Source organism: Agrobacterium sp. H141 (assembly GCF_057158725.1).
In genome coordinates, this window is sequence record NZ_JBXENI010000003.1 from 278,958 (window position 1) to 290,980 (window position 12,023).

Consider the following 12,023-nt stretch of genomic DNA (forward strand, 5'->3'; position numbering starts at 1 on the left):
GTCTCGGGCCGTTCAGCCTTCGCGTTTTACGAGGCGAAGTCGGGCAATCTCGGCAATCGCCTCGGAAAGCGGTGCATCACTGAGCGATGTGGCCGAAACGCTCCCCATGGCGGCCTGAACATCTGCAATGCGATCGGCAAGCGCGCCGGTCAGGCCAAGTGCCGCCAGCGTTGCAGCACTTTCGCGCATTTCGGCTGCGCGGCGTGCGCCATGTTGCAGCGTGCGCTCGAAATTATAGGTCGCGACATCCGGCCAGCCCAGCCCCGGATAACTGTTCGAGAGCGACGAGAAGACGCGGTCGAAGCAACCGGAAACGGAGGCTGCCAGCAGCGTCTCGACCGTCAGCGCCTCAAGTCCTTTCACAAACAGGGACCGCACCATCTTGATCGCTGTGGCAGCACCGGGCTCTTGGCTTACAATCTCCAGTTTGAAGCCGAGCTTTTGAAGATCGGTTGCCATGTCTTGTGCCGGCTTTCCGGCAATCAGCACCGGCGTCGCATGACCCCGCGGATGCACTGGTGCCATCACGGCCATGTCGAGATAGCCGGCTTGTTTCCCCTCCACCAGTAAGGCGGTTTCGCGCTTGCGGTCCGGGGAAACGGAATTGATGTCGATGAAAATCTGGCACGGCCGCACGCTGTCGGCAACGGCCTTTGCGGCATCAAGGCTCTGGTCGGCCGTGACGGCACTGATGATCCAGTCTGCCCCGGCGATTGCCTCTGCGGGGGTTGCACAAAAACAAATGCCCCTCGCTTTGCAGGCCTCGCTCATCGCCTCGACCTGCCGAACATCATAGGCAGCGGTGAGCTCCACGCTTGCCTGCTCGGCCAAGCTATCCGCAAATGCCCGTGCAGCTTCGCCAAATCCGATAAAGGCAAGTTTCATGATCCCTCCGCGACTTGCACCCTGCAGGCGATGAGCCCTGAAGCGCTTCGCCCAATCCTCCACCGCACGCACCTTAGGTCTAATCAAGACAGCTGTCAGCAGGCGCGTATCGCGGCGTTATTGAGCTGGTGCCGGGACCGGATCATCGTGGACAAGCCGTTTTGCATATTTTTGGGCAATGATCGCGCAGGCCATCAACTGGATCTGGTGGAACAGCATCAGTGGCAGAACGATCGCTCCAACGGAAGATGATTGGTTGGCGAAGATGGCATTGGCCATCGGGACCCCGCTTGCCAGCGATTTCTTCGACCCGCAGAAGGTAATGGTGATTTCGTCTTCCTTGTTGAAGCCGAGAAGTCGGCTGCCATACATGGTGACGGCTAGGACGACCGCGAGCAGAACCATGTCGACGACGATCACGGTTGCGATGTCGGTGATGGTAAAGGTGTGCCACAGGCCCTCGATCACCGCTTCGGAAAACGCCAGATAGACCACCATCAGAATGGAACCGCGGTCGACCGGCGCCAGAATTTTCTTCTTCGAGCGGATCCAGTCGCCAATCCAGGGCTGAAGAAGCTGACCGACGACGAAAGGCAGCAGCAATTGCAGCATGATGCTTTCCAGTGCATCCCAGGAAAAGCCGCCATTGCCTGTGGTTGACAACAGCAGACCTGTCAAAAGCGGCGTCAGGAACATGCCAAGGATATTGGAACCGGACGCGGCAACCACGGCCGCCGGCACATTGCCGCCCGCCATTGAGGTAAATGCGATCGACGACTGCACGGTTGATGGCAGCACGCAGAGGAACAGGATGCCCATATAGAGTGGCGGTGCCAGAATGCTTTGCGGAATAAAGCCGATCATCAGGCCCAGAACCGGGAAGATCGCAAATGTCGTGAGCAGGATCGTCAGATGCAAGCGCCAATGCAGGGCGCCGGCCACGACCGTCTGGCGCGACAGGCGCGCGCCATGGAGGAAGAACAGCAATCCGATGGCGATATCCGTCGCCACGCCGAACCATTCGGCGTAGACGCCATCAATCGGCAGCATGGATGCCAGGATGACAGTGCAGATCAGCAAGATCGTGAAGCGGTCGGGCGCAAAGCGACTCATCGGGGACAGTTCCTCATATTGAACTTTTCATTTCGCTTATCACGACCTACAACGCAAACACTAACAGTTATCACGAAAGCCGATAACATGCTCAATCTTGCCCATCTGAACAGCTTTGTCATCCTGCATACAACCGGCAGCTTCACAGAAACCGGCGCGCGGCTCGGGATCGGTCAGTCGACAGTCACGCAACACATTCAGCGCCTGGAAAAATCACTCGACCGCAAACTCGTCTTTCGCGATACCCACCGGGTAAAGCTGACTGCGGAAGGCGAAGCGTTACTGGGTTATGCAAGGGCGATGCTGGATCTTGATGGCAAGATTGCTGCCCGGTTCGGCGAGGGCCGCCTTCGCGGACAGTTACGGCTTGGTGTGTCCGAGGACGTGGTTGCCAGCAGACTGACATCGATCCTCGAAGATTTCATCCGCCAGCATCCGCTGGTCGACCTCGAATTGACGGTGGCGCTCAGCGCTTCGCTCTATCAGATGCAGGAGACAGGGGATCTCGATCTGGTGCTTGCCAAGCGTCATCTGGGCGAAACCCACGGCCGGCTTCTTTATCGCGAGCCGCTGGTGTGGCTGGCAAGGGACCCGGACTTTATCCTGTCGCGCAGCGATGTCCTGCCACTCATTGCATTTCCACCACCCTCAATTACCAGACGGGTGGCTCAGGAGGCACTTGATCGCGGCAATGTGCCCTGGCGGATTGTGTGCACCTGCGGCAGCCTCAGTGGCCTGACGGCTGCCGCCCGTGCCGGCATGGGCGTGCTGGTCCAGCCCCGCAGCATGGCACCGTCGGGCCTCCGGGAAATAACTGGAGAACGGCTTCCGGTGCTGGAAGACGTGGAATTTGTACTGGTCCCCCGACGCGGCGCGGATGCGGCACTGGTGGAAGCCCTGTCCAGTCTGATCGTTGCACAGATCGCGCCACAGCATTCTTAAAGGCTGATCAGCCGTTTCGCGCTTACTGAAATCCATTGAGGAAGGATGTCAGGTTGTCGCCAAGCGCATCGCAGAGATAGCCACCCTCCTGCACGATCGCGGTGGGCAGGCCGAGCGAAGCACAACGCTCGCCGATCTTGGAAAAGCCGCCGGTGGAGACCGACAAGCCGCCAAAGGGATCGCCTTCGAAGGCGTCCAGCCCCAGAGCGACGACGAGAGCGCCGGGCGCAAAGGCGCGAATGCGCACAAGGGCTGTATCCAGTGCTGCCAGAAATGCGTCATCTGCGGAATGGCGGGCCAGCGGAAGGTTGAGATTGTAGCCGAGGCCCGCGCCTTGGCCACGCTCTGCGACATGGCCCCAGAAGAACGGATAGAATCGGACCGGATCGGCATGGATCGAGACCGTCAGGACATCGGCTCTGGAATAGAACATGCCTTGGGTTCCATTGCCGTGATGCAGATCGACGTCCAATATGGCGACACGGTCGTGGGTCTTGCGAAGACTTTGTGCCGCAATGCCTGAATTGTTGAGAAAGCAGAAGCCACCGGCGAGGTCGGCAAAGGCATGGTGGCCGGGCGGTCGCGACAAGGCATAGACCGCGTCTTCCTCTCCCGACAGCAGCATCTGCGCTGCGTGTGTTGCCGTTTGTGCGCTCCAGTAGGCCGAGTTCCATGTGTCGGCAGAAATCGGACACGACGTATCTGCCATGTGATATCCGGCCTGGCCGACGGCAGAGGCTGGATAAGTCAGATCGCGGCGGTCGGGATGGATATTGGGGATCACCTCGGCAGAGGCATTCTCGATCCGCATCCAGCGTTCATGGATATTTTGCAGGAACTGGAGATATTCCGGCGAGTGGACGGCGGCAATGGGCGAGAGGCCGTGATCGACCGGGGCCACCGTTTTGAGGCCCGCAGCCTCAGCACCGGCCAAAAGGCGCTCGATACGCTCGGGGACTTCCGGGTTCGGTTGCTGTGCGCCCGACGACAGGAAATGTTTCGGATCGTGGTGGCGCTGTTCATCGTGAAAGACGGTTTTCATGAGCTTATCTGCCTGTAAAAGGTATGGCCTGCGTGGCAAAGCGTCGGCACAATCTTAGAACGCAACACGGTCGCCTCCCTTGAGATCGAGCATCTTTCGCGCTTCCTGCGGTGTCGCGACGTCCAGGCCCATATCTTCGACGATGCGACGGATGCGCGACACCTGATGGGCGTTGTCAGGGGCGAGCTCCCGCCCGTCGCCGGTGGTGAGGCTGTCCTCCAGCCCGACCCGGACATTACCGCCCATCACGGCCCCCATGGCACCGAGCCGCATCTGATGACGTCCAGCCGCCAAAACCGAGAATTGATAGGCATTGCCCAAAAGCCGGTCAGCAGTCGATTTCAGCAAGATCAGGCTTTCAGGGCTGGCATCGATGCCCCCCAGAATTCCCAGCACGAACTGGATGAAGATCGGCGGTTTGATCATGCCCTGCTTGAGATAATAGGCCACCGTCTGGATGTGCCCGGCATCGTAACACTCGAATTCAAAGCGCGTGCCGCAGCCGTCACCAAGCGCGGTCAGGATATGTTCGATATCGGCAAAAGTATTCTTGAACACCACATTCTTGGTGGCGCGCAAAAACGGCTGCTCCCAGCCGTGCTTCCAGTCTTCGTATCGCTCTGCCAAAGGAAAAATGCCGAAATTCATCGAGCCCATATTGAGCGAGCACATTTCCGGTTGCGCGGCCATGGCCGGTGCCAGACGCTCTTCCAGCGTCATCTGAGAGGACCCGCCGGTGGAGATGTTGAGAACGGCATCGGTCGACTGCTTGATGCGCGGCAAAAACCCCATGAAATCGTCCGGGCGGGCGCTGGGCATGCCCGTTTCCGGGTCCCGCGCATGAAGATGCAGGATGGATGCTCCGGCCTCAGCCGCCGCCAGCGCCTGCGTGGTCATCTCGTCTGCCGTGACTGGCAGATGCGGGCTCATGGTCGGCGTGTGAATGGAACCTGTCAGCGCGCAGGTGAGGATGATCTTGCCCGTCATGATATGCGATTTCCCCGTGGGAGATCGAACTTGTCGGCAAAGGCATCAAGGCTGTCCGTCAGGATTTCCATGATTTCACCGATCTGCGGTTCCGTCAGGATCAGCGGCGGGCAGACGAGGAAATGATCGCCCTCGACACCGCCGCGGGTGCGGCGCGAATAGAGGATCAAGCCACGCGAATAGGCCTCTTCCACCAGATGAATATGCGCATCCATGGCCTTTGGCAGCGGTGCCATGGTGTCCAAATCCGAGACCAGCTCGAAGGCCAGAAGCAGGCCCTTTCCACGGACATCGCCGATAAAGGGGTATCGAGCCTTCAGCCCGGTCAACTCGGCCTTCAGACGGTCGCCAATGTCTTCGGCGTTTTGGCACAACGACAGGCGGTCGACCTCTTCGAGCACGGCCACTCCTGCGGCACAGGCCAGCGGATTTCCGGCATATGTATAGCCATGAATGAACCCGCCTTTTGCCAGCACAGGCTCCACCAAACGCTCATGAGCGACCATGGCACCCAGTGGCGCATAGCCCGCTGCAAAGCCCTTGGAGAGGGCGATGATATCGGGCTGCAAACCGAAGTGTTCGGCTGCGAGAAAACGGCCTGTGCGCCCTGCACCGGTCATCACCTCATCGAGGATCAGCAAAATGTTGAACTCGCGGCAGATCTCCTGCACGCGTTTGTAATAGCTGTCTGGCGCAACCAGTGCGCCAGTCGACGCCCCGCCGACCGGTTCCATAATGAAGGCAAGCACAGTTTCCGGTCCCTGCGCCAGGATCTCGGAACGCAGCATCTCAGCATAGCGAAGGCCACGGTCTTCCATCGAAAGATCGTCGTGATCGAGATAGCAGGTAGGGGCCGGCACCTTCGGCATTTCCCGCAGCATCGGCGCAAATGGCGCGCTCATGTTTTCCATGCCGGTCAGTGCCAGAGCCCCCAGTGTGGAGCCATGATAGGATGGATAGCGTGATATGATCTTCCAGCGGCTTTCCTCGCCAACGGCCAGCGCATACTGGCGCGCCAGCTTGATCGCGCTTTCCACGGCCTCCGACCCGCCGGAAACGAAGAACACCTTGTTGAGGCCGTTCGGCATGCGCGCAGCCGTCATCTGCGCCAGCTTTTCTGCCGGCTCGTTTTCAAAATGCAGGCGATAGGCAAAGGTGGTCTTGTCCATCTGGGATCGCATGGCAGCCAGAACGTGTTCGTTGCCGTGGCCGATATTCGACACCATCGCGCCGCTCGATCCGTCGATATAGCGTTTTCCATCCGCATCCCAGATGTAGATACCGCGTGCCTCGCCAACGGTCGGGCGCCGCTGGCGGGTCTGATAGAAGAGGTTGGACGGCGCATGCTGCCTGCTGGTCATAGGTTTGCCTCAAAGGGAACGAGGGCACAGTCGCGACCGCGAATGACTGCGCGCACCCTGTCCCCCTGACGATAGGGGTGCGTTTCAATCGGATTGATGGCCTGCAGGGATTTGCCGCCGACAGCGACGAAATAGCGCGCCGCCTGGCCCTGATAGTCCACCGCAGTAATTTCCGCCGGAAGCGAGATTGCATCGGGCGGAACATCCGCTCCGGACTGGTCGAGATAGAGCCGTTCGGCACGCACCACCACCATCGACCGTTCGCCGTCTGCCATATCGCGGGAGCGTCCAACCGGCACCTTCAAGCTCCCAAAGCCGCCAATCGCCACATTCACGTCGCTGCCGGTGCGGGCGGTAATCTTGCCCTCCACCAGATTGGAGTTGCCGAGAAAGCGGGCAACGAAGGCCGAGGCCGGATTGACATACACCTCCTCCGGATCGCCGATCTGCTCGATATGTCCCTTGCTCATGACGACGATCTTGTCGGACATGGCCAGCGCTTCGGACTGATCGTGGGTGACGAAAATGGTGGTGATGCCGAGCTGCGCCTGAATGCGCTTCAATTCCACCCGCATGTCCTCGCGAAGATTGGCATCGAGCGCCGACAGGGGCTCATCGAGCAACAATACGTCGGGCTCAATGACGATGGCGCGGGCAAGGGCGATGCGCTGTTGCTGACCGCCGGACAGCTCGCGTGGGAAGCGGTTGGACAGGTCCGGCAACTGCACGAGATCCAGCGCCTGACGCACCTTGGTATCGATATCGCTCTGGCTCTGGCTGCGGTATTTCAGACCGAACGCGACATTGTCGTAAATGGTTTTGTGGGGAAAGAGGGCATAGTTCTGAAACACGATGCCCAGATTGCGCTTGTGGATCGGGGTCCGGGTGACACTCTTTCCCTTGATCGTGATCTCGCCTTCGCTGGGATCCAGCAGACCGGCAATCATGCGCAAGGTCGTGGTCTTGCCACAACCCGAAGGGCCGAGCAGGGTAACAAAGCTGCCCTCGTCAATCGACAGGTCCATCCTGTGCACGGCCGTAACGGCACCAAAGCGCTTGACGATACCGCGCAGTTCCACGGCCTTGCCTGCAATTTCCGTCATGCGGATCACTCCATCGAATACTATGTATTCCGGAACGCCTGAAGAGGCGTTCCGGAGGTTTTGCTCAGTAGCCGCGTTCGACGCGCGAATAGGTCTTGGACCATTCCGCTTCATGGCCGTTCCAGTAATCGGCGTTGAAGAAGTTGAGACCTGCCAGCGTACCGGTCGGATCAAAGGCTGGAAGCGACTTGATCTTGTCGGTCAGTTCGACCTTTTGCGGGTCCAGGGACGGCGGGTACAACTGGCCTTCGGCAACCGCAATCGCCACTTCCGGCTCCAGCATGAAGTTGACCAGTTCCTCGCAGGCTTCCATCGGGCTGCCCTTGATGACGAAGATGCATTCCTGCCAGCCCAGTCCGCCCTTGGGATCGAAATAGCCGATGTCGTGGCCCTGGTCCTGCAAGGCCTTGATGCGGCCAGACCAGCCTTCGGTCACGTAGATTTCCTCTTCCGTCAGAAGGCTCATCAGTTCCGCGCCCGAGGTCCAGTATTTCAGGACGAGATCGCGGTTGGTACGGATCGCATCCCACACGGCATCGATGTCCTTGATGTCGTTGGGATCCTGATCGGTCTGCAGCGCACCGTACCAGATACGGGTCTTCCAATCGCTCCAGCCGCCGATCTTGCCCTTGTATTTGGCGTCGAGCAGGATCTTGGCGCCCTTTTCCTTGACCTCGTCATCGGAGATGAACTTGCGGTTATAGGCAATGCTGGTGGTGCCATAGTCGTACGGAACAGCCGAAAGCTTGCCGTCAGTGATCTTGCGGAACACGTCCTGCAGCGCCGGGATGACATTGGACAGGTTCGGAATATTGGCTTCGTTCAGTTCCGATGTCAGGCCAAGCTCGTGATAGCGGGAATAGTCGAACACACCGGACAGATGCGCCAGATTGAATTCACCGGGCTGGCCGGAACGAATGCGGGCGATATACTCATCGGCGCCGCCAAAGGTGCCGTCGACCACCTTGATGCCGGTCTTGGCCGTGTAGGGATCGAACGCATATTTGCGGAATGCTTCCGACACCACGCCGCCCCAGCCGTCGAAACGGATCTGATCAGGCGTTGCCGCATGCGCGAACTTGGTGAAAGGGCTGCCCATGACGCCATAGGCGGCAGCCGAAGCGCCGATCAGACCGAGAAAGCTGCGGCGGCTGACACTGCCATCGCGGTAACGGTCGAGTAGTCGCTCATAGCGCTTGGTATCATCCATATTGAATACTCCATTTTGCAAAATATGCCCGCTCTTGTTCGGTGAGCTGCGGACCATGGCTCCATGCGATTGTCATCTACGGTTGGCGGCGAGTTTTCGGGCGATGGCCATGCCAAGCACGGGCATAAGAATGGTGAAAGCGATCATCACCGTGCCCAAAGCGTTGATCTCTGGCGATATCGAATTGCGCAGCATGGCAAAGATCTGCGTCGGCACGGTTTCCACCCCACCGGGTTTCCAGAACATGGTTCCGGTGACGTCGTCGAAGGACATGGTGAAGGCAAACAGCATTCCGGCCAGAACGGCTGGCAGCAGAAGCGGCAGCGTCACGGCAAAGAAGGTCTGCAGCGGATTGGCCCCGAGACTGCGCGCTGCCTCTTCATATTCAGGCTTCATCGCCACCAGCCTTGCCTGCACCACAAGCACGACGAAGGGCAGCGTGAAGATGACGTGGCCGAGCAGCAGCAGCACGAAGCTCTTGGGCAATTGCAGCCAGCGCAAGAACAGAAGCAGGGCCACGGCCAGAACCACTTCGGGGATCAGAAGCGGTGCAATCAGGAGTGTGGTGACAGCCCCTTTGCCGGGAAAGCGGTAGCGCACCAATGCAAGGGCCGCCAGAATACCGATGACGGTGGAGATGACGGCCGTCAGCGCGCCCAGAATGAGGGAGACGCGGAAGGCTCGCACAATCGCCTCATTTTCCCACAGCCGCACGAACCAGCGGAAGCTCAAACCTTCCATGGGAAAGGAGCCGAACTGGCTGGAATTGAAGGACAGCAACACGACCACTGCGACCGGCAGGAACATGAAGAGATAGACAAGAATGGTATAGAGCCTGATGAAGGACCAGCCCGACATGATGCTTCCCCTCATCCGAATGACTTTGCGATCTGGCCAAGCCCGGCCAGGCGGTTGTAGACGGCGACGATGGCACCGAGGACGACCAGAAGCACGATCGACAGTGCAGAGCCGAGCGGCCAGTTGAGCTGCGTTATGATCGCCTCGAACACCAGATTGGCAAACATGGCATCACGCGGTCCGCCCAGAATGAGCGGCGTGATATAGGTGCCAGCCGACAACACGAAGCAGAGCAGTCCGCCGGCCGCCAGCCCCGGCAGCGACAAGGGGAGGGTGACTTCCCGGAACGACTGGAAGCCGGAAGCTCCCAGCGACCGCGCGGCGTCGAGCAGATTGCGGTCGATGCCATCGATGCTGACAAAGACGTTGAGCACCATGAAGGGCAGCAGAAAATGCACCAGTCCCAGAATGACTGCCCACTCATTGTAGAGAAACTGAACAGGCTCCGAAATCAGGCCGAAATAGATGAGTATCCGGTTCAGCGCGCCGCTGGCTCCCAGAATATTGATCCACGACATGGTTCGGATGATGTAGCTGATCCAGAAGGGAAGGATCAGCAGCAACAGGAGTAGCGTCTTGAATCTGGTTTGCGACATGGCGACGAAATAGGCGGGCACATAGCCAAGCAGAGCGCAGAAAACCGTGGTGATGGCAGCGATGCGCAAGGTGCTGAACAGGATGTCCCGGTAGAAGGGATCGCTAAACACCTCGTGCCAATTGTCGAGGTAAAAGCCTGGAATCTCGGCGCCTGCTGCGGATCGCAGCCAGAACGAATAGACAATGATGAACATCACCGGCACGGCCAGCAAAAAGGCCACCGCAGCCAGTGCTGGAGACAGCAATATCCATGGGCGTGCCGTATACGCCTGATCGCTCATCCTGAAGTTCCGTCTGATTTGGCATGACCGTGCGAGCACGATCACTGTTCCCGTTCTTTTTTGTTGTCTGGAGTTTGGCCCGAAAAAGTGACATTCTCAAAATAGATAATGAGAATTGTTGATATAGATTTGGGGAATGTCACGTGATCAATCGCCTGAGCGCCGCGCCCACCAAGGAAGGCCGCATGGTCTGGGATCTGGACTGGAACCTGATCCGCACCTTTCTGGTCATCGTTGAGGAGCAGGGCATTACCGCTGCGGCCAACGCCCTCAGCCTGAAACAGCCAACTGTGTCCAATGCGCTTCAACGCCTCGAGCAACGGTTGGCGAAGCGTTTGATCGTCCGGGCGCCGGGACGCTTCGAAGTCACGCCTGCCGGACAGTTGCTCTACGACGAGGCAGTCGAGATCTTCGGCAGCATATCGCGTCTCAGCATCCTCATTCGCGATATGGATGAAGAAGTGTCCGGCCATGTGACACTCGCAATGGCAAGCCATGTCGTTTCGCCGGTGCTGGACGAGGTACTCTCCACCTTCCACCGCAGCTATCCGGGCGCCACACTCGGCATCGATGTCATGACAAGCCATGACGTCATTCAGGCCGTGCGGCAGCGGCAGGCGAGCATTGGCATCTGTCTGGTCCACGAAAAGCAGCCGCAACTGAATTATGCCCGTCTCTTTCGCGAGTATTTCGGCTTCTTCTGCGGCCCGCAGCATCGCCTGTTCGGCCGCGAGGGTCTCAGCATGTCCGATCTTCGCGGAGAGACATCGGTGTCGTTTCGCACCGACAGGTTGTCGGACGCCTTGCGCCCGGTGGCTTTGGTGAGGGCGGAGGCCGAACTGGAAGACCGGGTTGTCGGCGTCTCCTCCAGCCTGGAGGAAGTGCGACGCATGATCCTGGCGGGTCTGGGAATTGGTCCCTTGCCGATCCATGTCGCCAAAAAGGATGTGGAAGCCGGCCTTTTATGGCGCCTGCCTCCCTATGATGCCCCGCCGGCAATCGACATTCACGTGGTCACCAATCCAAGCACCAGGCTCAACCGCGCCGAACAGCACCTGATCACCATGATCCGCCAGCGTATCGAAGAGATCCCGTTTCAGCAGCGGGATTATAAAAGCTGAGCTGCCTGCAACATCGCAGCGTGATTTTCAGAAAATGACCTTGCGTGTCACGCCGCGCTGCGCATCATCGGCTCAGACGATGCCAGCGTCGCTGTTAATTTGCTGCAGTTGCCACGAACCAAGGAACGACAATGTCGGACAATCATCTGGATTATTTGAAGAAGCGCTATACCGGTACGGCAGAATCCATCATCCATGACGAACACTTTGCCTCCGTCGCCAACCGTGTCATCGATCCGAGCGGCAAGCGTGTCGCTCCCTATGCCGGCTTTCCGACACTGCTCGATGCGCCGGCCCGCAATATCGACTGGAATGCCCCCGATTTTTCCGATCTCGACGTGGCCTTGATCGGCATGCCGATGGATCTGGCGATCTCCAACCGCAATGGCTGCCGTTTTGGACCGCGCGCACTTCGCAGCATCGAACGCATCGGGCCTTATAACCACGTCTTGAAAGTCGCGCCGACTTTCGACCTCAACGTCGCCGATGTTGGCGACGTCAATTTCCGCAGCCGCTACGATCT

At 58.9% G+C, this 12,023-nt stretch carries 12 protein-coding genes; 3 read left to right on the forward strand and 9 right to left on the reverse strand.

Going from position 1 to position 12,023, the window contains the following annotated elements; all coding sequences use genetic code 11:
* Positions 1-12: 12 nt before the first annotated feature.
* Together ACWPM9_RS23115 and ACWPM9_RS23120 are read right to left on the reverse strand one after the other, a co-directional pair.
* Positions 13-885: an NAD(P)-dependent oxidoreductase gene (locus ACWPM9_RS23115; RefSeq protein WP_484758146.1), complete on the reverse strand. Its 873-nt coding sequence runs from the start codon at positions 883-885 to the stop codon at positions 13-15.
* A gap of 117 nt (positions 886-1,002) precedes the next feature.
* Positions 1,003-1,998, reverse strand: coding sequence for a bile acid:sodium symporter family protein (locus ACWPM9_RS23120; protein ID WP_428188740.1), 996 nt, complete (start codon positions 1,996-1,998; stop codon positions 1,003-1,005).
* 87 nt (positions 1,999-2,085) lie between these two features.
* Between ACWPM9_RS23120 and ACWPM9_RS23125 the strand changes: the two genes are divergently transcribed.
* On the forward strand, positions 2,086-2,940 hold the full coding sequence (locus ACWPM9_RS23125) for a LysR family transcriptional regulator (protein ID WP_428188739.1): 855 nt from the start codon (positions 2,086-2,088) through the stop codon (positions 2,938-2,940).
* Between the two features lie 22 nt (positions 2,941-2,962).
* Here the strand turns inward: ACWPM9_RS23125 and ACWPM9_RS23130 are convergent, their stop codons facing one another.
* The 7 genes from ACWPM9_RS23130 to ACWPM9_RS23160 all read right to left on the reverse strand — a co-directional run bounded on the left by ACWPM9_RS23130 (position 2,963) and on the right by ACWPM9_RS23160 (position 10,379).
* The gene (locus ACWPM9_RS23130) at positions 2,963-3,982 is read right to left on the reverse strand and encodes a histone deacetylase family protein (protein WP_484758147.1); all 1,020 of its coding nucleotides are present in this window, start codon (positions 3,980-3,982) and stop codon (positions 2,963-2,965) included.
* 54 nt (positions 3,983-4,036) lie between these two features.
* Positions 4,037-4,969: a 3,5-dioxohexanoate:acetyl-CoA acetone transferase gene (gene kce, locus ACWPM9_RS23135; RefSeq protein WP_484758148.1), complete on the reverse strand. Its 933-nt coding sequence runs from the start codon at positions 4,967-4,969 to the stop codon at positions 4,037-4,039.
* Positions 4,966-6,330 carry an aminotransferase family protein gene (locus ACWPM9_RS23140; RefSeq protein WP_484758149.1) on the reverse strand — a complete coding sequence of 455 codons (1,365 nt, stop codon included), beginning with the start codon at positions 6,328-6,330 and terminating at the stop codon, positions 4,966-4,968. Before ACWPM9_RS23140 ends, kce begins: the two co-directional genes overlap by 4 nt.
* Entirely contained in the window at positions 6,327-7,433 is a 1,107-nt protein-coding gene (locus ACWPM9_RS23145; protein ID WP_484758150.1) for an ABC transporter ATP-binding protein, read from the reverse strand. Before ACWPM9_RS23145 ends, ACWPM9_RS23140 begins: the two co-directional genes overlap by 4 nt.
* Positions 7,434-7,497: 64 nt before the next feature.
* Positions 7,498-8,643: an ABC transporter substrate-binding protein gene (locus ACWPM9_RS23150; RefSeq protein ID WP_428188734.1), complete on the reverse strand. Its 1,146-nt coding sequence runs from the start codon at positions 8,641-8,643 to the stop codon at positions 7,498-7,500.
* Positions 8,644-8,715: 72 nt separating this feature from the next.
* Positions 8,716-9,501, reverse strand: coding sequence for an ABC transporter permease (locus ACWPM9_RS23155; protein WP_484758151.1), 786 nt, complete (start codon positions 9,499-9,501; stop codon positions 8,716-8,718).
* Positions 9,502-9,512: 11 nt separating this feature from the next.
* On the reverse strand, positions 9,513-10,379 hold the full coding sequence (locus tag ACWPM9_RS23160; RefSeq protein WP_484758152.1) for an ABC transporter permease: 867 nt from the start codon (positions 10,377-10,379) through the stop codon (positions 9,513-9,515).
* A 185-nt stretch (positions 10,380-10,564) separates the two neighbouring features.
* On the opposite strand from ACWPM9_RS23160, the gene ACWPM9_RS23165 reads away from it, so the two are divergent.
* Together ACWPM9_RS23165 and ACWPM9_RS23170 are read left to right on the forward strand one after the other, a co-directional pair.
* Complete coding sequence (locus ACWPM9_RS23165) at positions 10,565-11,500, forward strand: LysR family transcriptional regulator (RefSeq protein ID WP_484758164.1); 936 nt, start codon at positions 10,565-10,567, stop codon at positions 11,498-11,500.
* A gap of 131 nt (positions 11,501-11,631) precedes the next feature.
* On the forward strand, positions 11,632-12,023 hold a 392-nt coding region (locus tag ACWPM9_RS23170), incomplete at its 3' end, for an arginase family protein (protein WP_484758153.1).

Coding starts and splice junctions, on each gene's coding strand:
- ACWPM9_RS23115 (WP_484758146.1), bottom strand. CDS start 885: ATGAAACTTGCCTTTATCGGATTTGGCGAAGCTGCACGGGCATTTGCG.
- ACWPM9_RS23145 (WP_484758150.1), bottom strand. CDS start 7,433: ATGACGGAAATTGCAGGCAAGGCCGTGGAACTGCGCGGTATCGTCAAG.
- ACWPM9_RS23120 (WP_428188740.1), bottom strand. CDS start 1,998: ATGAGTCGCTTTGCGCCCGACCGCTTCACGATCTTGCTGATCTGCACT.
- ACWPM9_RS23165 (WP_484758164.1), top strand. CDS start 10,565: ATGGTCTGGGATCTGGACTGGAACCTGATCCGCACCTTTCTGGTCATC.
- ACWPM9_RS23140 (WP_484758149.1), bottom strand. CDS start 6,330: ATGACCAGCAGGCAGCATGCGCCGTCCAACCTCTTCTATCAGACCCGC.
- kce (WP_484758148.1), bottom strand. CDS start 4,969: ATGACGGGCAAGATCATCCTCACCTGCGCGCTGACAGGTTCCATTCAC.
- ACWPM9_RS23150 (WP_428188734.1), bottom strand. CDS start 8,643: ATGGATGATACCAAGCGCTATGAGCGACTACTCGACCGTTACCGCGAT.
- ACWPM9_RS23125 (WP_428188739.1), top strand. CDS start 2,086: ATGCTCAATCTTGCCCATCTGAACAGCTTTGTCATCCTGCATACAACC.
- ACWPM9_RS23155 (WP_484758151.1), bottom strand. CDS start 9,501: ATGTCGGGCTGGTCCTTCATCAGGCTCTATACCATTCTTGTCTATCTC.
- ACWPM9_RS23130 (WP_484758147.1), bottom strand. CDS start 3,982: ATGAAAACCGTCTTTCACGATGAACAGCGCCACCACGATCCGAAACAT.
- ACWPM9_RS23160 (WP_484758152.1), bottom strand. CDS start 10,379: ATGAGCGATCAGGCGTATACGGCACGCCCATGGATATTGCTGTCTCCA.